The organism is Citrobacter sp. wls716, assembly GCF_005280975.1.
GTDB classification, from domain to species: domain Bacteria; phylum Pseudomonadota; class Gammaproteobacteria; order Enterobacterales; family Enterobacteriaceae; genus Citrobacter; species Citrobacter youngae.
On the sequence record NZ_SZWX01000039.1, the window covers coordinates 108,064 to 130,158 of the forward strand.

21 protein-coding genes, 1 pseudogene and 1 other annotated feature are annotated in these 22,095 nt (G+C 47.5%); of the genes and pseudogenes, 9 read left to right on the top strand and 13 right to left on the bottom strand.

All coding sequences use genetic code 11. The features are described 5' to 3' along the window. Positions 1–25 precede the first annotated feature (25 nt). On the top strand, positions 26–1,981 hold the full coding sequence (locus FDX24_RS15325; RefSeq protein ID WP_137364568.1) for a hypothetical protein: 1,956 nt from the start codon (positions 26–28) through the stop codon (positions 1,979–1,981). A gap of 70 nt (positions 1,982–2,051) precedes the next feature. Here FDX24_RS15325 and FDX24_RS15330 read toward each other — a convergent pair whose 3' ends face one another. Genes FDX24_RS15330 through FDX24_RS15340 form a run of 3 tightly spaced genes read right to left on the bottom strand, consistent with a single transcriptional unit; the run spans position 2,052 to position 4,853 of the window. Then, a complete protein-coding gene (locus FDX24_RS15330) occupies positions 2,052–3,014 on the bottom strand; it encodes an NAD(P)-dependent oxidoreductase (RefSeq protein ID WP_116360231.1) in 963 nt (320 codons plus the stop codon). Next, positions 3,014–3,388 (bottom strand): SMR family transporter, encoded by a 375-nt coding sequence (locus tag FDX24_RS15335; RefSeq protein WP_116360230.1) that lies wholly within the window; start codon positions 3,386–3,388, stop codon positions 3,014–3,016. The genes FDX24_RS15330 and FDX24_RS15335 overlap by 1 nt, the downstream gene beginning before the upstream one ends. A gap of 13 nt (positions 3,389–3,401) precedes the next feature. Continuing rightward, a complete protein-coding gene (locus FDX24_RS15340; RefSeq protein ID WP_116360229.1) occupies positions 3,402–4,853 on the bottom strand; it encodes a UbiA family prenyltransferase in 1,452 nt (483 codons plus the stop codon). Between the two features lie 245 nt (positions 4,854–5,098). Here FDX24_RS15340 and gndA point away from each other — a divergent pair, with 245 nt between their 5' ends. Together gndA and ugd are read left to right on the top strand one after the other, a co-directional pair. Continuing rightward, complete coding sequence (gndA, locus tag FDX24_RS15345) at positions 5,099–6,505, top strand: NADP-dependent phosphogluconate dehydrogenase (protein WP_101741457.1); 1,407 nt, start codon at positions 5,099–5,101, stop codon at positions 6,503–6,505. Between the two features lie 235 nt (positions 6,506–6,740). Then, positions 6,741–7,907, top strand: coding sequence for a UDP-glucose 6-dehydrogenase (ugd, locus tag FDX24_RS15350; protein ID WP_048212024.1), 1,167 nt, complete (start codon positions 6,741–6,743; stop codon positions 7,905–7,907). Between the two features lie 47 nt (positions 7,908–7,954). Here the strand turns inward: ugd and hisIE are convergent, their stop codons facing one another. From hisIE to hisL, 9 genes are all read right to left on the bottom strand, one after another. Further along, positions 7,955–8,566 (bottom strand): bifunctional phosphoribosyl-AMP cyclohydrolase/phosphoribosyl-ATP diphosphatase HisIE, encoded by a 612-nt coding sequence (gene hisIE / locus FDX24_RS15355; protein ID WP_048212023.1) that lies wholly within the window; start codon positions 8,564–8,566, stop codon positions 7,955–7,957. Next, entirely contained in the window at positions 8,560–9,336 is a 777-nt protein-coding gene (hisF, locus tag FDX24_RS15360; protein WP_048212022.1) for an imidazole glycerol phosphate synthase subunit HisF, read from the bottom strand. The genes hisIE and hisF overlap by 7 nt, the downstream gene beginning before the upstream one ends. After that, positions 9,318–10,055: a 1-(5-phosphoribosyl)-5-[(5-phosphoribosylamino)methylideneamino]imidazole-4-carboxamide isomerase gene (hisA, locus tag FDX24_RS15365; RefSeq protein ID WP_137364569.1), complete on the bottom strand. Its 738-nt coding sequence runs from the start codon at positions 10,053–10,055 to the stop codon at positions 9,318–9,320. The genes hisF and hisA overlap by 19 nt, the downstream gene beginning before the upstream one ends. Beyond that, a complete protein-coding gene (gene hisH / locus FDX24_RS15370) occupies positions 10,055–10,645 on the bottom strand; it encodes an imidazole glycerol phosphate synthase subunit HisH (protein WP_005128083.1) in 591 nt (196 codons plus the stop codon). The genes hisA and hisH overlap by 1 nt, the downstream gene beginning before the upstream one ends. Continuing rightward, the gene (gene hisB, locus FDX24_RS15375; protein ID WP_137364570.1) at positions 10,645–11,712 is read right to left on the bottom strand and encodes a bifunctional histidinol-phosphatase/imidazoleglycerol-phosphate dehydratase HisB; all 1,068 of its coding nucleotides are present in this window, start codon (positions 11,710–11,712) and stop codon (positions 10,645–10,647) included. Before hisB ends, hisH begins: the two co-directional genes overlap by 1 nt. Beyond that, a complete protein-coding gene (gene hisC / locus FDX24_RS15380; protein WP_061067700.1) occupies positions 11,709–12,788 on the bottom strand; it encodes a histidinol-phosphate transaminase in 1,080 nt (359 codons plus the stop codon). The genes hisB and hisC overlap by 4 nt, the downstream gene beginning before the upstream one ends. Beyond that, a complete protein-coding gene (gene hisD / locus FDX24_RS15385) occupies positions 12,785–14,089 on the bottom strand; it encodes a histidinol dehydrogenase (RefSeq protein ID WP_115602236.1) in 1,305 nt (434 codons plus the stop codon). The genes hisC and hisD overlap by 4 nt, the downstream gene beginning before the upstream one ends. Before the next feature lie 98 nt (positions 14,090–14,187). After that, positions 14,188–15,087: an ATP phosphoribosyltransferase gene (gene hisG / locus FDX24_RS15390; RefSeq protein ID WP_005128078.1), complete on the bottom strand. Its 900-nt coding sequence runs from the start codon at positions 15,085–15,087 to the stop codon at positions 14,188–14,190. A gap of 45 nt (positions 15,088–15,132) precedes the next feature. Beyond that, positions 15,133–15,255: a sequence feature (His leader region), on the bottom strand. Further along, a complete protein-coding gene (hisL, locus tag FDX24_RS15395) occupies positions 15,231–15,278 on the bottom strand; it encodes a his operon leader peptide (RefSeq protein WP_101741515.1) in 48 nt (15 codons plus the stop codon). Its footprint overlaps the feature before it by 25 nt. A 174-nt stretch (positions 15,279–15,452) precedes the next feature. Between hisL and FDX24_RS15400 the strand changes: the two genes are divergently transcribed. From FDX24_RS15400 to tsuB, 6 genes and pseudogenes are all read left to right on the top strand, one after another. Continuing rightward, positions 15,453–16,277, top strand: coding sequence for an SDR family oxidoreductase (locus tag FDX24_RS15400; RefSeq protein WP_137364571.1), 825 nt, complete (start codon positions 15,453–15,455; stop codon positions 16,275–16,277). Between the two features lie 41 nt (positions 16,278–16,318). Next, a pseudogene (locus tag FDX24_RS15405) lies at positions 16,319–17,303 on the top strand (LysR substrate-binding domain-containing protein). Between the two features lie 162 nt (positions 17,304–17,465). Further along, positions 17,466–17,528, top strand: a complete 63-nt coding sequence (gene yoeI / locus FDX24_RS23860) for a membrane protein YoeI (RefSeq protein WP_101741514.1) — start codon at positions 17,466–17,468, stop codon at positions 17,526–17,528. After that, positions 17,518–18,879 carry a putrescine/proton symporter PlaP gene (gene plaP / locus FDX24_RS15415; RefSeq protein WP_040231916.1) on the top strand — a complete coding sequence of 454 codons (1,362 nt, stop codon included), beginning with the start codon at positions 17,518–17,520 and terminating at the stop codon, positions 18,877–18,879. Before yoeI ends, plaP begins: the two co-directional genes overlap by 11 nt. A gap of 176 nt (positions 18,880–19,055) precedes the next feature. Further along, a complete protein-coding gene (tsuA, locus tag FDX24_RS15420) occupies positions 19,056–20,114 on the top strand; it encodes a thiosulfate utilization transporter TsuA/YeeE (RefSeq protein ID WP_048212014.1) in 1,059 nt (352 codons plus the stop codon). 16 nt (positions 20,115–20,130) lie between these two features. Further along, a complete protein-coding gene (tsuB, locus tag FDX24_RS15425) occupies positions 20,131–20,358 on the top strand; it encodes a thiosulfate utilization sulfurtransferase TsuB/YeeD (RefSeq protein ID WP_048212013.1) in 228 nt (75 codons plus the stop codon). A 39-nt stretch (positions 20,359–20,397) separates the two neighbouring features. Here tsuB and sbcB read toward each other — a convergent pair whose 3' ends face one another. Further along, the gene (gene sbcB, locus FDX24_RS15430; RefSeq protein WP_115602234.1) at positions 20,398–21,822 is read right to left on the bottom strand and encodes an exodeoxyribonuclease I; all 1,425 of its coding nucleotides are present in this window, start codon (positions 21,820–21,822) and stop codon (positions 20,398–20,400) included. Positions 21,823–22,095: the final 273 nt, after the last annotated feature.

The following is a 22,095-nucleotide window of genomic DNA, read 5'->3' on the forward strand; positions in this document are numbered from 1 at the left end:
TATTTTAAATTTCTAAGGTTGAATAATGGTCAATAGATTTAGTTCTCTATTGTTTATTGGATTGTCTATTATTCTACTTGTTATTGGATTAACAAGTAAGCCAGTACAACTTGGCGATGGACATGAGTATTCACTCACAACAAAAGCATTTTTAAATAATCTATCACCAAACATTACTGCGAGTGAGGTTACAGACAGGCTAAATGATATTAAGAGTTTCGAGTCAGCAGGGTATATTCCAGAATACTTTGAAAAAATTAGAACAGGGTTAGAAAATAGTGAAAATAATGCGGGCGCTGTAGGTATATATAAATCTAAAACTAATGAATACTATGGATACCACTTTTGGTTCTATCCACTATTGACTGCTGTTACTGAAAAAACAATATCAATATTAGATGTTAATCCTCTTAAATCCTTTCAATTAACGAATGTAATACTTCTAATATGCACTTTATTCGTTTTGATGAATAATGAAAAAAGTAATCCCGTCGCGCAATTACTTTTCTTATCTGGTGGAGTCATATTCTATCTTAAATGGTCGCATCCAGAAGTAATGATATATTCGCTGTTGTTTCTTGCATTTTATTTTTTAATGAAATGCAAACCGTTAACCTCTGCATTTTTTATATCATTAGCGTCAATTCAAGTTGTATCTTTATCATTATTGTTCATCGTTATACCCATCTATCTTACTTTGGTAAGTCATAAAAATATAGTTTCGGTTATATTTATTTTATTAAGGAAATGGCAAATATGGATTTGTGGACTTATTTCTATAAGTTCAATTATATTTTACTACATAAAGTTTAACCAGTTTAGTTTGATAGGAAGTCAGGCCAGCAGTATTTCAAATATTAACTTTGGACATTTCATTTCATACTACTTTGACTTAGACCAAGGTCTATGGGTTGGAGCCCCATGGTTAGTGATTTTTATTATTTTTCTATGTTTTCGATTTGATAAAATCATTATTAGAGATTTCTTGTTTAGCCTTTTATTTTCAGTTGTAATTTGTATACCGCTGTTAGCAAATAACAATATGAACTCAGGGCAGAATGTCTTTCAACGATATGCCTTGTATTCTGTTGCACCTATTATTGCATGGTCTTGCGCTTACTCTTCTGTAATTTTGAATACAATATACAAGAAAGTAATAATTATACTATTAGCGTTCATGTATATAATATTTAGCAATGGATATGAAACGGATGCGAATTATTTGGCTCATAAACCGTGGACAGCATATCTGCTAGAAAATTATCCTGAAATGTATAACCCAGAGCCTCAGATATTTATATTGAGAACATTTCCTTATAATATGTGGTCCGGAAAAGGGCAAGGCTCTTATGCTTATGAAAACCAAGATGGTATAGTCACCAAAATAATATTTAGGGATAAAAATGAGCATGCGCTTAGCGATAGTTGTAAAGCGGGATATAAAGATTTAAGGACTCATCAGCCTATTAATATTGATAAAGCATCTGCACCCAAATACGGATGGCGCTATATTACAGGGGCGATGTATTGCGATGACTTTGCTCCAGTGTACAAAGGTGTTAAATATTTTCAAAAAGAATCTAATGTCATTGACTTCAGAAAAAATGGTCTTCCCAATTTTGTGATTGGACTCTCCGGTCTAAGTCATGAAGAAGGTTGGGGGCGTTGGAGTGAAGGAAGTAATGTTAAATTAAATTTAGATCTTAAGTTAAATAAAGAAACTACTTTCTATGCAGAGCTTTTTCCCTTCGGGCCTAATGCAGGTGAGCCTATTGTTTTAACTATAAATAATGAATCACATGTAATGGAGCCAGTTGAAGGTAAGGGAAATGTATTTTATGCAAAATTTGACTCCATTGACGAAAAACAAAATACAGCTATCACTGTCAATGTTTCGAAACCAACGTCTCCAGCAGAATTAGGTGTCAGTTCTGATAAAAGGAAAATTGGGCTGGGATTGATTCAGTTTTATTGGCAGTAAAGTTAGTTAAATATAATTTTGAAAAATCATTAGAGGATAGGATCTAGCAGATCCTATCCTTTTTTTATGCTTACTTTCTTATGAATGAATCGTATGCTTCACTCATGGCCACGATATCAGACTTTGTTGGCGACCACCCAAGAGTTTCATATGTAAGCGTTGTGTCAAGTAAAACATCTTTATCGGCTATACCAAACTGCTCGGGGTACAGTAGGGTTAATCCTATCTTGTCCATTGTGGCTAAAACTGGTTTCAATAGCATGGCAGGGATAGGCAATAGTATAGACTTAGATTTTGCATGTTTAATCACACCATTGAGTAACTCTTTTGTAGTTGGTGGCGTTGCAGAGCCTAAGTTAAAATTTATGTTTGGACAATTTTTTTCAACGGCGAGTTCTGCTGCTAGAGCGCAATCCTCGACACTCACCATTTGATAACGATTATTTCCGTTACCAATCATTGGGACGGGTATTCCATGTTGAATGAGTTTAAATAATTTACCCAGTATACCTAAACGACCCGGACCAGTGATTAAGCGAGGACGAAATATAGTTGCATCAATAAAATGTTCACCACGGATGATTTTCTCGGCTAATATTTTACTATTACCATAAGGCCCGAGGGGATTTTGTGGATGATCTGGCGACACAGGACAGACGGTAGGGATGCCGTAAGTCATATCGGTTGAAAAGAATACTAGTTTATGGCAGCCAGTATTTTTCATTTCATTCACTACAGCTTTTGTCCCGCATACGTTCACTTCATTAAACCATTCTTCACGGGATTTTTTGGGGACAGCATCGGCAAATTGTCTTGCAGCAAGATGATAAACAACATCATCTTCTTTTAAATGCAGTTTTTTTAATGTATCGCTATCTGTTACATCACCATTGACAAAATGAACATTTTTTCGTAGTGCCACATTGGGTTGCTCTCGGATATCGATATTGACAACTTCTTGCCCTTTTTCAAGTAATCGTTTAGTGAGAACACTTCCTGTAAAACCACTTCCGCCAGTAATAATATGACGCATTATGCACTCCTAGAGATAAATACAATTCCGACGCAAATTAGAGACAAGCCAATGAGTCTCATTGTGTTTATGTCTTCTTTCAGGAAAAAATAGCCAATTACTGCAGTAATAACATATCCAACCGATAGTAGAGGATATGCCAGGCTAACCTCAACTTTGCCAAGAACTGCCATCCACAAACCAATGCTGAGTACATAACAACTCATACCAGCAATAAACCATGGATTCATGAGAAGTTGAATTGCAAAACCTAAATAGCCTGCAATAGCATCTGGAAGCGGTGCTATAGTGAGCATCGTCTTACGCAGGGCCACTTGGGCAAGGGCATTTAGGGATACACTTGTTAATGCAAGTAGTAAAACAAGTAAACTCATAATTCATCACACCTTAGTAATAGCTTGCAATTATAAAGCTTAAGATAGCAGCAGCACCTAATAAAATACTTGTCCTATCCTTGATCGCGAAAATTACAGGATCATCCGTTAATACTTTCCTATGGCTAAGAAACCATATCCTCATTACCCAAAGAAATACGCATATTGGTTCAAGCAATAGCCATTCAGGAGCACTATAATTTATCTGCACCATTGCTTCCTGAGTCAGGAAAAGTAGCATGATTAAAATTGAACAGATCGCGCTACTTACACCAAAGGCTAAGGTTAATGGCCAGTCTTGATGAGTGTAACCGCGACCACCAATTTTGTTAGTCATTGTTTGATCAGATTTGAGAATCTCAACATGCCGTTTTGCCAGAGCCAGCGAGAAAAATAGCAAGGCAGAGAATGAATTCAACCATGGAGATAGGGGAAGATCATTCAACACCGACCCCATGATTATTCTTAATGTAAAAAGAGCGCCGATGATTGAAACATCTAACATTGGAACTCTTTTTAGTTTGAATGAGTAGCAAAGCGTTAACATTACATAAATTAAAATACAGTATGTTAAACCTATTGATAAATTTATTGATATTATTCCGCCGATTAAGAATAGTATCAACGCACCAATGAGCCCTTGAAATGTGGAAATATTACCAGATGCAAGAGGTCTGTTTCTTTTTGTCTTATGTCGACGATCGGCTTCAAGGTCTGCAAGATCGTTAATAATATAGGTTGCGGAGGCAATTAAACCAAACGCGACAAATGCCAATGTAGTTTTTGCAATAACGTTCGCATCATTTGCGATATGTGCCAGAAATATAGGGATAAAAACCAGTATATTTTTAGCCCACTGATGTAATCTCAGTTGTTTTATCCATTGTTTGAAAATACTTACCTTGGCATCTTCAAAAGCAAGACATGGGATTTCACTTTTTATATCTTTCTTAAATTTATTCCCATTCCCTACAAGAATAACACCTTTAGACTTGTTCCAGATTGCAATATCAGCTTTATGGTCACCTGCATAAATAAAACCCTGCGGGAATCTATCTTTTAGCCATGCTAGTTTATTGACTCCTTTTAAATTCAATTGGTTATCTGAGCCTTTTACACCATCAAAAATCCTCAGATACTCATTTATAGAGTCTGCAATTTTTTGGTTAGAGGCCGTAACAAGATGGATTTCTCTTCCTTTGCGTTTTTCTGTTTTTAAATAATCTATTAAATTATGCCTGTAACAGAATGAGTCGGCATTTTGCGTTACAGTTTCTGTAACGAAGCGTTTAAACGATGTTTTTCCATCAAATAAGGCTTTAGTTAAGCCAATTATTTTAATTGGTTTTTTGAATAATATTGACACAATGCCTTCATGCAGTGTGTCAGTTTTAGACAAAGTGCCGTCTAAATCAACAACAAGAGGCACATTTATGTCGATAGCATCAAATGGCTTGGTGGACATTTACATTCCTTGGCTAAGCAGAATCTACATCGATTCTCAATCGAGAAGTATCGAAAACATTATTAACTGATTATTTTATACAAACTTAGTTATATTTTAAAGAAAAAGATAGTCCCTGAGCCAGAGTTTACCCAAGTGTGCTTGTTGAGATCAGGTTATGGCTTCGATGCAGGGTTTTGCGATAGTATGTTAGAAATTATGCGAGTAATGCATCTGCTCGTTAGATCACCTGACAGGAGTACATAATGTCTAAGCAACAAATCGGCGTCGTTGGTATGGCTGTGATGGGGCGCAACCTGGCGCTCAACATCGAAAGCCGTGGTTACACCGTGTCCGTTTTCAACCGCTCACGTGAAAAAACGGAAGAGGTTATCGCCGAGAATCCGGGGAAAAAACTGGTTCCTTACTATACGGTAAAAGAGTTTGTTGAATCCCTTGAAACACCTCGTCGTATCCTGTTAATGGTGAAAGCGGGTGCTGGCACTGATGCTGCTATCGACTCCCTGAAACCTTATCTGGATAAAGGTGATATCATCATTGATGGCGGTAATACGTTCTTCCAGGACACTATCCGTCGTAACCGTGAGCTCTCCGCTGAAGGTTTTAACTTCATCGGAACCGGCGTCTCTGGTGGTGAAGAAGGTGCGCTGAAAGGCCCATCCATCATGCCGGGTGGCCAGAAAGAAGCTTATGAACTGGTAGCGCCAATCCTGACTAAAATCGCAGCGGTTGCTGAAGATGGTGAGCCGTGTGTGACGTATATTGGTGCCGACGGTGCAGGCCACTATGTGAAGATGGTGCACAACGGCATTGAATATGGTGACATGCAGCTGATTGCCGAAGCCTATTCATTGTTGAAAGGGGGTCTGAACCTGAGCAATGAAGAACTGGCCAGCACCTTTACCGAGTGGAATAACGGTGAGCTGAGCAGCTATCTGATCGACATCACCAAAGATATCTTCACCAAAAAAGATGAAGATGGTAAATATCTGGTGGATTTCATTCTGGATGAAGCGGCGAACAAAGGTACCGGTAAATGGACCAGTCAAAGCTCTCTGGATCTTGGTGAACCGCTGTCTCTGATCACTGAATCTGTGTTTGCACGTTACATCTCTTCGCTGAAAGATCAGCGTGTCGCTGCCTCTAAAGTCCTGTCTGGACCTAAAGCTCAGCTTGCGGGTGATAAGGCAGGATTTATTGAGAAAGTACGTCGTGCACTGTACCTCGGTAAGATCGTTTCTTATGCTCAGGGCTTCTCACAGCTGCGTGCCGCATCCGACGAGCATAACTGGGATCTGAATTACGGCGAGATTGCAAAAATCTTCCGTGCGGGCTGTATTATTCGCGCGCAATTCCTGCAGAAAATCACCGATGCCTACGCTAAAAATCCTGGTATCGCGAACCTGTTGCTCGACCCGTACTTCAAGAACATTGCCGATGAATACCAACAGGCACTGCGTGATGTTGTAGCGTATGCTGTGCAGAATGGTATCCCGGTACCGACATTCTCTGCTGCTGTCGCTTATTACGACAGCTATCGTGCAGAAGTATTGCCCGCTAACCTGATTCAGGCCCAGCGTGATTACTTCGGTGCGCATACCTACAAACGTACTGATAAAGAAGGTGTTTTCCATACCGAATGGATGGAATAAGTCTTCTGATAGTCACTGGCCCGGTTCTCTAACCGGGCTTTTTTTTATCTTAAATCTGATTGATTTGCGTTGATTGCTTAATCTTTACTTAATATTTCTGGCGTACCCTGATAAAGAAAATCTGAATTGTTTTAACCTTCGTTGACACAATATTCAACAAAACGTTAAAACATTATTCTCTTATCAGGATGTCCAACATCATGATTAAATATTAAGTTAATACTGAGAGCATGAAATGAAAATTACCATTTCTGGTACCGGATATGTTGGCCTGTCAAATGGTCTTCTTATCGCCCAACATCATCAGGTCATTGCTCTGGACATTGTCCCTTCACGTGTCGAGATGCTAAATAATCGGATGTCTCCGATAGTCGATAAAGAAATTGAACAGTATCTACAATCAAGCGATATAAATTTTAAAGCCACGCTGGACAAGTACGACGCCTACCAGAATGCAGATTTTGTTATTATTGCAACGCCTACAGATTACGACCCGAAAACAAACTATTTTGATACCTCCAGCGTTGAATCAGTTATCAGAGATGTGATTGCAATAAATCCTGATGCACTCATGGTGATTAAATCAACAGTACCTGTTGGTTTTACGCAGACTATGCGACAGAAATTTAACTCGGATAATATTATCTTTTCTCCTGAGTTCCTGCGCGAAGGGAAGGCACTGTATGATAACTTATACCCTTCACGAATTGTCATCGGCGAACGATCTGCTCGTGCTGAGCGTTTTGCTGCCTTATTACAGGAAGGGGCGATAAAGCAGGATATCCCGGTGCTGTTCACTGATTCTACTGAAGCTGAAGCCATTAAGCTTTTTGCAAATACCTATCTGGCAATGCGTGTTGCTTATTTTAACGAACTTGATAGCTATGCAGAAAGCCTGGGGCTTAATGCACGACAGATCATCGAAGGGGTTTGTCTGGACCCGCGTATTGGTAACCATTACAACAATCCTTCATTCGGTTATGGTGGATATTGTCTGCCAAAAGACACGAAGCAATTACTTGCCAACTATCAATCTGTACCTAATAATATTATTTCAGCCATCGTTGATGCTAACCGCACACGAAAAGATTTTATTGCTGATGCCATTCTTTCGCGTAAACCCAAAGTTGTCGGTATCTATCGCCTGATTATGAAAAGCGGCTCGGATAATTTCAGGGCATCGTCTATTCAGGGCATCATGAAACGCATTAAAGCGAAAGGTATCCCGGTCATAATTTATGAACCGGTAATAGCAGAAGAGAGTTTCTTCCATTCACGGGTTGAGCGTGATCTGGCTAAATTTAAACGTGAGGCCGATGTGATTATCTCTAACCGCATGGCAGAAGAACTGCAGGATGTCGCTGATAAGGTGTATACCCGCGATTTATTCGGTAACGATTAAACGCTCGGCGAAATAATTGATACCGGCATCATGCCGGTATCAGTCTATTACTGATGGCGCTTGCGTAAATTCTCAATCACTGTCGTCAGATCGAGATCCTGGTCCTGCAGCAGAACCAGCAGGTGATACATCAGATCCGATGCCTCATTGGTCAACTCGAAACGGTCATGCACAGTCGCGGCCAGTGCTGTCTCAACACCTTCCTCTCCAACTTTCTGGGCAATTCGCTTCGTACCGCTGGCGTACAATTTTGCGGTATAGGAGCTGGCGGGATCTGCCGTTTTACGCTCAGCCAGGAGTTGCTCCAGTTGATACAGGAACAACCATTGGTGGCTGGACTCACCAAAACAACTGCTGGTGCCTTTGTGACAGGTTGGCCCAATAGGGTTAACCAGCGCCAGCAGGGTGTCGTTGTCGCAATCAGCGGAAATGCTGACGACATTAAGAAAGTTGCCAGAGGTTTCACCTTTGGTCCACAGGCGCTGTTTAGTACGCGAGAAAAAGGTCACTTTCCCGCTTTCGATCGTTTTATCCAGCGCTTCCGGGTTCATATACCCGAGCATCAGCACCTCACCGGAAACTGCATGCTGCACGACGACCGGCATCATCCCATCGGTTTTTTCCCAGTCCAGCTCGCGGCATTGTTGCTTGGTTAACATATCCTGATCTCCACGCCCTGTGTTGCCAGGTACGCTTTTAATTCGCCAATATTGATAATTTGCTTGTGGAAGACCGAGGCGGCAAGCGCGCCATCGACATCCGCATCCCTGAAGGCTTCGAGAAAGTGCTCCATCGTTCCGGCACCGCCTGAGGCGATCAGCGGAACGTGGCAAACTTCGCGCACTTTTTTCAACTGCTCGAGATCGTAGCCGTTACGCACGCCGTCCTGGTTCATCATATTAAGAACGATTTCACCGGCGCCCAGTTTTTGCACCTCTGTTACCCAGTCGATCGTTTCCCACTGCGTGACGCGGGTACGGCTTTCATCCCCGGTATATTGGTTAACGTGATATTTGCCGGTTTCTGCGTCATACCACGTATCAATGCCCACCACGATACACTGCACGCCAAAGCGATCCGCCAGGCGGGTGATCAACGTTGGGTCAGCCAGAGCCGGGGAGTTGATAGAAATTTTATCTGCGCCGAAAGACAGTATCTTTGCGGCATCCTCTGGTGATTTAATCCCACCGGCGACACAGAACGGAATGTCGATCACTTCTGCCACGCGTGATACCCAGCTTTTGTCCACCACGCGACCATCGCTCGATGCGGTGATATCGTAAAAAACCAGCTCATCTGCGCCTTCATCGGCATAGCGTTTCGCCAGCGGAACGATATCGCCAATAATCTCGTGATTGCGGAATTGAACACCTTTGACAACCTGTCCGTCACGAACATCAAGGCAAGGGATTATGCGTTTTGCCAGCATTGGATGGCCTCCTCAACGGTGAATTTACCTTCCAGCAAAGCACGACCCACAATGACGCCGCCAACGCCGGTTCCGCGCAGGGCGGCTACATCTTCAATCCCACCAATCCCGCCGGATGACTGAAATGCCACCTGCGGATATTTGGCGCACACTTCTTCATAAAGCGCGACGTTTGAGCCCGCCAGCGTGCCGTCGCGGGAGATATCGGTGCACAGCACGTGCTTCAGGCCGACGGGTAAATAGGTCTCAACCAGTTCTTCCAGTGAAACCCCGGAATTTTCCTGCCAGCCGCTAACTGCAACCTGTTTATTCCCGTGCTCGTCAATCCGCACATCCAGAGCCAGAACCAGCGCGTCGGCACCAAAACGGGCAAACCAGTTCCTGACGACTTCGGGAGATTTTACCGCAGTCGAACCCACCACTACGCGGGCGACGCCAGCGTTAAGCAGCGCTTCAACATCTGCTTCGGTACGTACGCCACCCCCTACCTGCACCGGCACGTTTACGCCAGCAACCAGTGTTTTAATCAGCGGTATTTGCCGTTTCTGCGGATCTTTTGCCCCGGTCAGATCCACCAGGTGCAACACCTTTGCGCCTTGTGCGGCATAGCTTTGTAAACGGGTCAGGGGATCGTTACCGTAATCACGCTGCGTTGCGTAATCGCCCTGATGAAGACGCACAACCGTGCCGTCGATTAAATCTAATGCCGGAATAATCATTACATCTCCAGAAAGTTTTTCAGCAACTTCGCGCCAGCAGCACCGGAACGCTCCGGGTGGAACTGCACGCCAAAGAAATTATCTTTTTGTACCGCTGCGGTGAAGGGCTCACCGTAGTTGCATTGCGCAATAGTCCATGGGTTCACCGGCATGGCGTAGCTGTGTACAAAATAGAAATACGCCCCATCCTCAATGCCCTGGAAAAGGCGGTTTCCGGCCTGTGGATAGACACGGTTCCAGCCCATATGCGGCAACGGCAGACCAAAATCGGTCATTTTGGGTACGTCTTGATCAATAATCCCCAGCAGGGAGACACCGTTACTTTCTTCACTGCGTCGACCAAGCAGCTGCATACCTAAGCAAATCCCCAGTACAGGCTGTGTGCAGGCTTTGATCAGTTCAATCAGCTCACGCTCGTGTAGCTGATCCATTGCCGCCTGGGCGGTACCGACGCCCGGCAAAAACAGTTTATCGGCGCGCAGCACAACATCCGCATCGCGGCTAACTACCGGATCGTAGCCGTGGCGTGCGACGGCGGATTTCACCGAGTTCAGGTTGGCACAGCCGGTGTCGAGGATCACCACGTTCATCACAGCACCCCTTTTGAAGAAGGAAGCGTGTCGCCTTCTACGCGAATAGCCTGGCGCAGCGTGCGGCCAAAGGCTTTGAACAGACTTTCCACGCGGTGGTGGTCATTTTTACCTTTGGTTTTAAGGTGTAACGTGACGCCCATGGTGTAAGAGAGCGAACGGAAGAAGTGTTCGATCATCTCCGTACTCAGATCGCCGACGCGCTGGTAGGTAAACTCAGCCCGGTACTCCAGGTGTGGACGCCCGGAGATATCCAGGGCGCAGCGTGCCAGGCACTCGTCCATCGGCAGCACAAAACCAAAACGGTTGATGCCGCGTTTATCGCCCAACGCCAGTTTTAAGGCTTCGCCCAGAGCCAGCCCTGTATCCTCAACGGTGTGGTGATCGTCAATATACAGATCGCCTTTGACGGCTATTTCCATACGAAAACCACCGTGGGTCGAGATTTGATCCAGCATGTGGTCAAAGAAGCCGACGCCGGTATTAATTTTGCTGCGGCCTTCGCGGTCCAGCCAGACTTTAACGTCAATCTGCGTTTCTTTGGTATTACGCTCAACGTGGGCGTAACGATCCCGTTTGGTTAGCTGCTCACCGATCATTGCCCAGTTCAGTGTGTCGCGGTGATAGCGTAACCCGGTGATGCCCATGTTTTCCGCCAGTTGAATATCGGTTGCGCGATCGCCGATCACATAGCTGTTCTCGGTATCCAGCGCCTGTTCAATGAGGTATTGCTCGACCAGCTTCACTTTGGGTTTACGACAATCACACGCGTCTGCCGGCAGGTGCGGACAGATCAGTACTTCATCAAATATGACGCCCTGCGAGGTGAAAACTTGCATCATCAGGTTGTGTGGACCGTCAAAATCCGCCTGCGGGAAGCTCTGTGTTCCCAGTCCGTCCTGGTTGGTGATCATCACCAGCTTAAAACCAGCTTTTTGTAGTTTTAGCAAGACCGGGACAACCTCCGGCTCAAAGGCAAGTTTGTCGAAGCGATCAACCTGAAAGTCACTGGGCGGCTCGGAAATCAGGGTTCCATCACGGTCAATAAAAAGATACTTCTGGCTCATACTTGCTCCGCACGTAAGGCGTCAATGACGCGCTGGCTCTCTTCGCGGGTTCCGACAGTAATACGCAGGCAGCCGCTCAATGAAGGTTGTTTGTTCTGGTCTCGTAAGATAATGCCCTGATCCCACAAAGATTTAAATACGCTGCTTGATGCTGTGAAGCGCGCCAGAACATAGTTGGTTTCAGAATCGAAAACCTGTTCTACGCAGCGGATGGTTTTCAGGCTATCAACCAGGTACTGACGCTCTTGCAGAATCTGTGCCACGCGCTCACGCATGGCGGAAATGCCTTGCGGCGTTAGTGCCTGAGCGGCGATATCTGCCACAGGTGTAGAGAGCGGGTAAGGCGCGATCACTTTCAACAACAGGTTGATGACATCTTCATTAGCTAGCGTAAATCCGCAGCGCAAACCGGCAAGGGCAAACGCCTTAGACAGGGTGCGCAGTACCACCAGGTTTGGGTATTCCGACAGCCAACCCGCCAGTGTGGCCTGCGGGCAAAACTCGATATACGCTTCATCGGCGACCACGATGGCTTTGCCCTGCGTCATGTCGAGCAGTGAACGCAGATCCTGCGGATTAATTAACTGGCCCGTCGGGTTATTGGGGCTGCAAACGTAAACCACTTTCACGCCATCAAGCTTGTCAGCGATGCCCTGTAAATCCAGTTGCCAGTCGGCAAGAGTCGGCACGGTGCGACATTCAACGCCAATGGTTTCCGCACTGACGCTATACATACCATAGGTCGGCGGGCAGTAGAGAATCGCATCTTTACCCGGCTCGCAAAAAGCACGTACCAGCAACTCGATACCTTCATCAGCACCGCGGCTGACCAGTACCTGCTCTGGCTTAACGCCCGCATACTGTGCGTAGTTCTCGATCACCGCCTTCGGCTGGCACTCCGGATAACGGTTCAGTGTTTGCTGAGTTAGCTGGAATTCAACGGCGGTGGGAAACTCATTGGCATTGAGCCAGACGTCGCCATTTCCGCCCAGACGGCGGGCAGACTGATACGGTGTTAGCTCACGGACATTTTTACGGGCTAAATCAGTAACGCTGAGAATGTTGTCAGTGCTCATGCTTGCTCCTTCAGGGCGTTAACGCGCAGGGTAACGGCATTTTTGTGGGCTGTCAGTCGTTCTGCTGCGGCCAGCGTTTCGATGGTTGCGGCCAGGGCAGAGAAACCTTGCGGCGATAATTCCTGTACGGTCATCCGCTTCTGGAAATCGGCCAGTCCAAGACTTGAGCAGGTTGCGGTATAGCCGTAGGTAGGCAGCACGTGGTTAGTCCCGGAGGCATAGTCACCGGCAGATTCCGGTGACCAGTCACCGAGAAAGACAGAGCCCGCACTGGTGATGTCATCGACAAGTTCGCGAGCATTGCGGGTCTGAATGATCAGGTGCTCCGGGCCGTACGCATTAGAAATCGCTACGCATTGCGCAAGGGAGCGGGTGACAATCAGACGACTGGCGCTTAACGCCTGCCGCGCGGTTTCAGCGCGTGGCAGCGCTGCAAGCTGGCGTTCTACTGCTTCAGCAACCCGGCTGGCCATACCGGCATCCGGCGTCAGCAGGATCACTTGGGAATCGGGGCCGTGTTCGGCCTGCGAGAGTAAGTCAGAGGCAACGAAATCCGGCGTGGCGCCGCTGTCGGCAATCACCAGCACTTCAGACGGACCTGCTGGCATATCGATGGCGGCACCGTCCAGACGCTGACTCACCTGACGTTTGGCTTCGGTCACAAAGGCATTACCGGGGCCAAAAATTTTGTCCACTTTCGGCACGGATTCACTGCCAAATGCCAGCGCGGCAATAGCTTGTGCGCCCCCAACGTTAAACACCTCCTGTACGCCGCAGAGTTGTGCGGCATACAGAATTTCATCGGCGATAGGTGGGGGAGAGCACAACACCACTTTTTTACAGCCTGCAATGCGGGCCGGGGTGGCGAGCATTAACACTGTTGAGAAGAGTGGCGCGGAGCCCCCGGGAATGTACAGTCCAACAGAATTTACCGGGCGGGTAACCTGCTGGCAGCGTACACCGGGCTGCGTTTCAATATCGACTACCGGCAGTTGTTGCGCGTTATGAAACGTTTCGATGTTTTTCACGGCGACTGCCATGGCCTGTTTCAGGTCATTGCCAAGACGTGCGCCGGCGGCGGCAATCTCTTCAGCGCTGACTTTCAGCGCACTCACGTTAGTTTTATCAAACTTTGCGCTGTATTCACGTAGCGCTGCGTCACCGCGCGACTTTACGTTATGCAGAATTTCGCTCACGGTACGGGTGATGCTATCTGACGCCGAGATTGCCGGGCGCATCAGTAATTCACTTTGCTGCTCTTCAGTACAGCTATTCCAGTCGATGATGGTATTAAAGCTCATAATCGTCTTCCTTTTTTTGCCGGATGGCACGTTGTTTATCCGGCCTACGGGTCTTGTAGGCCCGGCTAGCGAAGCGCTACCGGGCAGCATAAGTGGAATTACTCCATCATCTTCTCAATAGGCAGCACCAGGATGGAGCTGGCGCCAAGCGCTTTCAGTTTTTCCATCGTTTCCCAGAACAGGGTTTCGCTGCTAACCATGTGCATTGCCACGCGCTGCTGATCGCCGGCCAGTGGCAAAATCGTTGGGCGTTCAGCGCCTGGCAGCAAGGCGATAACGTCGTCCAGACGTTCACTTGGCGCGTGCATCATGATGTATTTAGATTCGCGCGCCTGAATAACCCCCTGAATACGGGTCAGCAGCTTATCGATCAGTTGTTGCTTAGCATCGGCCATTTCTCCGTCACGCTGAATCAGACAGGCTTTGGAGCGGTAAATGACTTCCACTTCACGCAGGCCGTTGGCTTCAAGCGTTGCACCGGTAGAGACCAGATCGCAGATTGCATCAGCAAGTCCTGCACGGGGAGCAACTTCGACAGAGCCGTTTAACAAACAGGATTTGAACGACACTCCTTTCTGGTCGAGATAGCGTTTGAGCAGGTGCGGATAAGAGGTGGCGATGCGTTTGCCGTTCAGTGCCGACGGACCGTCCCAGGCTTCGTCTACTGGGGTCGCCAGCGAAAGACGACAGCCGCCGAAGTCCAGACGACGTAACGTAAAGTAACGAGGATCTTCACCCTGTGCGCGGCGGTTGAGCAGTTCTTCTTCCAGCACGTTTTCACCGATGATGCCGAGATCAACGACGCCATCCATGACCAGACCCGGGATATCGTCATCGCGTACGCGCAGAATATCGATTGGCATATTTTCTGCCATCGCAATCAGGCGCTGGGTGTGAAGATTAATTTTAATACCACAGCGGGCCAGCAATTCGCGTGAGTCATCGCTTAAACGGCCTGATTTCTGCATAGCTATGCGTAAGCGGGTGTTGTCTAACATTCTCTATTCCTCGTTATCCTGTCTGAATCGGTTTGGGTCACGCACAAAAAAAAGCCCCCGGAAGAAATCTTCCGGGGGCTTTCTCATACGCTCATGCACCACTGGAAGATTTAAATGTCTCCCAGCACACATCGCCTGAAAGACTAGTCAGGATGATGGTGATGATGGTGATTAAATTGAGCGCGTGTCATAAATTTTCTCGATGAATGCTTATTCATTTGATGTCTTTTAACCTAAACCACTTTAGCCGCGGAAAGCAAGGGCTTTTTTTGATCATTAATTCATTTCATATTGATACTATGAATTGTCAGCCACCGTGGGCTGGCGTAGCCTTGGGTTATAGGCCAAAAGTCAGGAGAAAAGGCATGAAAAAGGTCGCAATTGTCGGATTAGGTTGGTTAGGCATGCCATTAGCCATGTCTCTGGCGGCCAGGGGCTGGCAGGTTACCGGCAGCAAAACCACATTGGATGGGGTGGAAGCGGCCCGAATGAGCGGTATTGAAAGCTACTCGTTGCGCCTGGAGCCTGAACTGGTCTGTGAACCTGACGATCTCGATGCGCTAATGGATGCGGATGCGCTGGTCATCACCCTGCCTGCACGCCGTAGTGGCCCGGGTGAGTCGTTTTACTTGCAGGCAATGCAGGAACTGGTCGACAGTGCGCTGGCGTATCGTATTCCACGGATTATTTTTACCAGCTCTACCTCAGTTTATGGTGATGTGCAGGGGACAGTAAAAGAGGGCACACCACGCAATCCGGTCACGGCGAGCAGTCGTGCCCTGAAAGAACTTGAAGACTGGCTGCACAATCTGCCGGGAACGTCGGTGGATATTCTGCGCCTGGCAGGCCTTGTGGGACCGGGCAGACATCCCGGTCGCTTTTTTGCGGGTAAAACAGCACCAGATGGACAGCATGGCGTCAATCTGGTGCATCTGGATGACGTGGTTTCTGCTATCACGTTGCTGCTACAAGCGCCTAAAGGGGGACACATCTATAATATATGTGCGCCTATGCATCCGGCACGCAATGTGTTCTACCCCCAGATGGCTCGCCTGTTGGGGATGGAACCACCGGATTTCCGGGACGGAGTGGATAACGGTAAAGGTAAAGTCATTGATGGCAACCGAATTTGCAATGAGCTTGGGTTTGAGTACCAGTATCCCGATCCGCTGGTGATGCCGATGGAGTGACAGATCAGCAGAGTGTCGCTGTATACCGCCAGGGGGCGAGTATGAAACCACTGCTGGATGTTCTGATCATTCTTGATGCGTTAGAGAAAGAGGGGAGTTTCGCGGCGGCGTCCGCAAAATTGTTTAAGACGCCGTCAGCGCTGAGTTATACCGTCCACAAACTGGAAAGCGATCTCAATATTCAGTTGTTGGATCGCAGTGGACACCGGGCCAAATTTACCCGTACCGGACAGATGCTGCTGGAAAAGGGACGCGAGGTATTACATACCGTGCGCGAACTCGAAAAGCAGGCCATCAAACTGCATGAAGGATGGGAGAATGAACTGGTTATCGGCGTAGACGATACCTTTCCCTTTTCGCTTCTTGCCCCGCTTATCGAATCTTTCTATCAACACCACAGCGTGACGCGTCTTAAATTTATCAATGGCGTATTGGGCGGCTCCTGGGATGCCCTGATTCAGGGCCGGGCCGATATCATTGTGGGTGCCATGCGTGACCCACCCACAGCGAGTGACTTTGGTTTTGCGCGTCTGGGTGTGCTTGAACAGGTTTTTGTTGTTGCCCCCCATCATCCACTGGCGCAGGAACCGGAACCGTTGAGTCGTAGAACGATCAAACGTTTTCGCGCCATTGTGGTCGGCGATAATGTGCATCCCGCGAACGTATCGGCTTCTCAGCTACTTGACGATCAGGAAGCCATCACCGTTTTTGACTTCAAAACCAAACTGGAACTGCAGATAAGTGGTTTGGGGTGTGGTTATATTCCGCGCTATCTGGCACAACGATTTCTGGACAGCGGGGCCCTGATTGAGAAGAAAGTTGTCGCGCAGATTCTGTTTGAACCCGTGTGGATTGGCTGGAACGAGCAGACCGCGGGATTAGCCAGTGCATGGTGGCGGGATGAAATTTTAGCAAATAGTGCTATCGCGGGTGTCTATGTAAAAACGGTTGTCGATAAATCAATCGGTTAGAAAAAAATATTTTTTGACAAGGCTCTCATTCTCTTGTCATTTCGCCCTAATTTAGTGCACAATGCGCCGCTTGCAAAAAATGAGATTAACCGACGTTTTAATACGCGTCGGTTATTTTTTTGCATCAAACCAATCATTCATAAAAGAGGCCGGGCTTCGTACCGGATAGATACTTACTTAAAAATCGACAGTTGTTGTCGCTGAGGATTAACAAAAAATGGGGCAATTTTTTGCTTACGCGACGGTTTCCGCCGTAATGGAGGATAACCATGTCGCATAACGCTACTCCAAACACCTCTCGCGTGGAATTACGTAAAACGCTTACGCTGGTTCCGGTTGTCATGATGGGCCTTGCCTATATGCAGCCGATGACGCTGTTCGATACATTCGGTATCGTATCAGGAATGACCGATGGTCACGTCCCGACAGCTTACGCCTTTGCACTGATCGCCATCCTTTTTACCGCACTGAGCTACGGTAAACTGGTGCGTCGCTATCCGTCTGCAGGCTCTGCCTACACTTACGCCCAGAAATCCATTAGCCCGACCGTTGGCTTTATGGTGGGTTGGTCATCACTGCTGGACTACCTGTTCGCACCGATGATCAACATTCTGTTGGCGAAAATCTATTTTGAAGCTCTGGTGCCGTCGATACCGTCATGGATTTTCGTGGTAGCACTGGTGGCCTTTATGACCGCTTTTAACCTGCGCAGCCTCAAATCTGTCGCGAACTTCAACACCGTGATCGTGCTGTTGCAGGTCGTGTTGATTGCGGTGATCCTCGGCATGGTCGTTTATGGCGTGTTCGAAGGGGAAGGGGCGGGTACGCTGGTGAGCAGCCGTCCGTTCTGGTCAGGTGACGCACACGTGATTCCAATGATCACAGGGGCTACTATCCTGTGCTTCTCGTTCACTGGTTTCGACGGTATCAGCAACCTCTCTGAAGAGACCAAGGATGCTGAGCGCGTGATCCCGCGTGCAATTTTCCTGACCGCACTGATTGGTGGCCTGATCTTTATTGTCTCCACTTATCTGTTGCAGTTGTATTTCCCGGATATCTCTCGCTTCAAGGACCCGGATGCTTCACAGCCTGAAATCATGCTGTACGTAGCCGGTAAGTTCTTCCAGGTCGGTGCGCTGATTTTTTCCACCATTACCGTATTGGCATCCGGGATGGCGGCGCATGCTGGCGTAGCGCGTCTGATGTACGTGATGGGGCGTGACGGTGTATTCCCGAAAAGTTTCTTCGGTTATGTACACCCGAAATGGCGTACTCCGTCCATGAACATCATCCTGGTTGGCGCGATTGCCCTGCTGGCAATCAACTTCGACCTGGTGATGGCGACGGCGCTGATTAACTTTGGTGCGCTGGTGGCGTTTACCTTCGTTAACCTGTCGGTAATCTCCCAGTTCTGGATCCGTGAGAAGCGTAACAAGACGCTGAAAGACCACTTCCAGTATTTGTTCCTGCCGATGTGCGGTGCGCTGACCGTGGGGGCGCTGTGGGTGAACCTGGAAGAGAGCTCTATGGTTCTGGGGCTGATCTGGGCTGGTATTGGTCTGATCTACCTGGCTTGTGTGACCAAGAGTTTCCGCAACCCGGTACCGCAGTACGATGAAGATATCGCGTAATAACCTAATCTGACATCGAAAAACCGGAGACATGTTCTCCGGTTTTTTTATTCCTCTGCTTTATTTCCAGCCAATATTAATAACCGTTAGTTCTAAATTAGAGAATTTGGTTATTGGTTCTGAACCCGTTAGTCATTAATAATTTCCTGACTAATATACTTCTGGCTAATTAATTTATGTTTTCAATGATCTTAAGCGGGCTCATCTGTGGCGCGCTGCTTGGCTTTGTCATGCAACGTGGACGATTCTGTCTGACGGGCGGCTTTCGCGATATGTATATTGCGAAAAACAATCGTATGTTCTATGCGCTACTGATAGCCATCTCTGTGCAAAGCGTGGGTGTCTTTGCGCTGATTCAGGCGGGTGTACTCAGCTATGATGCCGGCCCCTTCCCATGGCTGGGAACCGTTGTTGGTGGTTATGTCTTTGGTATCGGAATTGTTTATGCGGGCGGGTGTGCTACCGGAACCTGGTATCGTGCAGGAGAAGGGCTTATCGGTAGCTGGATTGCGCTGTTTACCTATATGGTGATGAGTGCGGTGATGCGCTCTACGCATGCGAGTGGGCTGAATCAGGCGCTGAAAACCTACAGTACTGAGCATAACTCCATTGCCGATACGTTGAGCCTGTCCGTATGGCCACTGATCGCTATTCTGCTGGCGGTTACAGTGTGGGTGGTAGCGAAAGAGCTGAGAAAACCCAAATTGAAAGTCGCTACGCTACCGCCTCGTCGTACCGGCCTTGCGCATATTTTGTTTGAGAAGCGCTGGCATCCATTTGTTACTGCGGTTCTGATTGGGCTGATTGCGCTGTTGGCATGGCCGCTGAGCGAAGCAACCGGACGAATGTTTGGCCTGGGTATCACGTCACCAACCGCCAATATTTTGCAATTTCTTGTCGCAGGCGACAGTAAGTTTATTAACTGGGGAGTGTTCCTGGTGCTGGGCATTTTTATCGGCTCATTTATTGCAGCGAAAGCCAGTCGCGAATTTCGCGTTCGCGCAGCCGACGCACCCACCACGCTGCGTAGCGGTTTTGGTGGTCTGTTAATGGGCTTTGGTGCCAGCATCGCGGGTGGCTGTTCGATTGGCAACGGTCTGGTTATGACGGCGATGATGACCTGGCAGGGATGGGTTGGCCTGGTCTTTATGATTTTCGGTGTCTGGACCGCGTCATGGATTGTGTATATCAGACCGCAGCGTAAGGCAAAACTAGTCGCTGCTGCGGCAAATTAAGCGTAAGGATTTGATGATGGCAATTAAAAGACTGGATGTGGTCACACAGGTTTGTCCGTTTCCACTGATTGAAGCAAAAGCGGCACTGGCTGAAATGGCAAGTGGTGATGAACTGGTGATCGAATTTGACTGTACCCAGGCAACTGAGGCAATCCCGCAATGGGCCGCCGAAGAGGGGCACGTGATTACTGATTATCAACAGGTGGGTGACGCCGCCTGGAGCATTACGGTGCAGAAAGCGTAACCAGGATCCCTCCGCCGTCTGGCGGAGGGCATTTCATCTTCAGACTATCTCTTGCGCATACTGCCAGAGTGATTTCAGTAGCACCAGCTTCTCTTTATTGTCAGCATATTGCTGACTCAACATCTGCAATTCATTCGCGTAATTTTGCAAAAACTCCGGTGTGAATACCTGACGACGATGATCCAGCCAGCGTTGCTGCTCTCCCTCATCCAAAGTCCCGGGGAAATTGCGTGCGCGATAATTAAACAGCAGTTTTTCAATGCGCTTGTCGACAAAAGTGATGTCCAGTGCGGGTAAATTTCGAGGTTCGGTTTCCAGAACGATCTTCATTGCGGCGCGGTCGGCATCGCTGAAAAAACCGTTGTATAACTGCGCATCTACGTTATCCGATGGCGCAAAGGGTTCTGCTTCGGCAAAAATAGCCACCACTTTATCGCGCACCTGCGGGTTTTCACGCAGGACTTTAAGATTATCCAGGCAATGCTGGCGGTTAATTCCGAGACGATCGGCATCTTCCGGACGTAACGTATTAGCCTGTGCCAGAACCGGGCATTTGTTGATATGCACCAGTTTAACCGGCACCGCTGCGTTATCCCCCAGATCGGCTTTGGCGGTGTAAAGACGTGCGCGCAGGGTGTCGCTATCCAGTTCAAGCAAGGGAGAAATATCACCCGCTAAGTCGACCATAATAACCGCATTACGATTATCCGGATGCCAGGCCAGCGGGGCAACCCAACTGGTGTTACCTCGCCATGCACCGAACATCCCAGATACATGCACTAAGGGCTTCATTTGCGGGACATCAATCAACGCAGCCAGCTTGTGTTTATTGCGGTGACTGTAGAGATAGTCAAACAGACGCGGCTGACGTGACTTTACGAGTTGCGCCATTGCAATGGTGGCATACACGTCTGCCATCGCATCGTGGGCATTAGCATGCTCAATACCGTTGGCGCGGGTCAGGTGCTCAAGGCGGAAACTGGGTAGACCATCGTCGTTTTCTGGCCAGTTGATCCCTTCCGGTCGTAGCGCATAGCAGGCGCGCATTACATCCAGCAAATCCCAGCGAGAATTGTCGTTCTGCCAGCTCCAGGCGTAGGGATCATAAAAATTGCGATACAGGATATTACGTGTCACTTCATCATCGAAGCGCACATTGTTATAGCCGAGGATACACGTTTTCGGCACGGTAAACAGCGCATGGATACGGGCAGCAAAAGCGGCTTCGTTCTCACCCTTTTCACGTGCTTCTTGCGGCGTAATACCGGTTATCAGTACCGCTTCGGGTTGTGGCAGATAGTCGTCGGCGGGCTTGCAGTAAAAGACTTCGGGATCGCCAATGATATTGAAATCGCTATCTGTGCGGATGGCCGCAAACTGTGCGGGTCTGTCCAGTGCCGGATGGGTACCAAAGGTCTCGTAATCGTGGAAGAGAAAACCAGGTTGCTGCTTGCCGTCATTCATTGTTCAGTTATGTCCGGGATCAATTTAGCGCTTATCTAAGAATACCAAAAAATAGCGCGGTAATCAGCAACGGGATTATCAATGCCCGGCGGTGGCCGCAATAAAATTGCGGTAAACGTGATTAAAATAAAATGAATTAATAGATTTGGGGTTTTAAGGATATTTCATGAAATAAGATAACGTTATTTTGTGAGTGCATAAATAAGCTAATTGAGAACTATTATTGTTATTTTTACGTTTGGTAGTGTGTTCTGGAAACTTTAAAACTCTTTT

Coding starts and splice junctions, on each gene's coding strand:
- FDX24_RS15325 (WP_137364568.1), top strand. CDS start 26: ATGGTCAATAGATTTAGTTCTCTATTGTTTATTGGATTGTCTATTATT.
- FDX24_RS15330 (WP_116360231.1), bottom strand. CDS start 3,014: ATGCGTCATATTATTACTGGCGGAAGTGGTTTTACAGGAAGTGTTCTC.
- FDX24_RS15335 (WP_116360230.1), bottom strand. CDS start 3,388: ATGAGTTTACTTGTTTTACTACTTGCATTAACAAGTGTATCCCTAAAT.
- FDX24_RS15340 (WP_116360229.1), bottom strand. CDS start 4,853: ATGTCCACCAAGCCATTTGATGCTATCGACATAAATGTGCCTCTTGTT.
- gndA (WP_101741457.1), top strand. CDS start 5,099: ATGTCTAAGCAACAAATCGGCGTCGTTGGTATGGCTGTGATGGGGCGC.
- ugd (WP_048212024.1), top strand. CDS start 6,741: ATGAAAATTACCATTTCTGGTACCGGATATGTTGGCCTGTCAAATGGT.
- hisIE (WP_048212023.1), bottom strand. CDS start 8,566: ATGTTAACCAAGCAACAATGCCGCGAGCTGGACTGGGAAAAAACCGAT.
- hisF (WP_048212022.1), bottom strand. CDS start 9,336: ATGCTGGCAAAACGCATAATCCCTTGCCTTGATGTTCGTGACGGACAG.
- hisA (WP_137364569.1), bottom strand. CDS start 10,055: ATGATTATTCCGGCATTAGATTTAATCGACGGCACGGTTGTGCGTCTT.
- hisH (WP_005128083.1), bottom strand. CDS start 10,645: ATGAACGTGGTGATCCTCGACACCGGCTGTGCCAACCTGAACTCGGTG.
- hisB (WP_137364570.1), bottom strand. CDS start 11,712: ATGAGCCAGAAGTATCTTTTTATTGACCGTGATGGAACCCTGATTTCC.
- hisC (WP_061067700.1), bottom strand. CDS start 12,788: ATGAGCACTGACAACATTCTCAGCGTTACTGATTTAGCCCGTAAAAAT.
- hisD (WP_115602236.1), bottom strand. CDS start 14,089: ATGAGCTTTAATACCATCATCGACTGGAATAGCTGTACTGAAGAGCAG.
- hisG (WP_005128078.1), bottom strand. CDS start 15,087: ATGTTAGACAACACCCGCTTACGCATAGCTATGCAGAAATCAGGCCGT.
- FDX24_RS15400 (WP_137364571.1), top strand. CDS start 15,453: ATGAAAAAGGTCGCAATTGTCGGATTAGGTTGGTTAGGCATGCCATTA.
- plaP (WP_040231916.1), top strand. CDS start 17,518: ATGTCGCATAACGCTACTCCAAACACCTCTCGCGTGGAATTACGTAAA.
- tsuA (WP_048212014.1), top strand. CDS start 19,056: ATGTTTTCAATGATCTTAAGCGGGCTCATCTGTGGCGCGCTGCTTGGC.
- tsuB (WP_048212013.1), top strand. CDS start 20,131: ATGGCAATTAAAAGACTGGATGTGGTCACACAGGTTTGTCCGTTTCCA.
- sbcB (WP_115602234.1), bottom strand. CDS start 21,822: ATGAATGACGGCAAGCAGCAACCTGGTTTTCTCTTCCACGATTACGAG.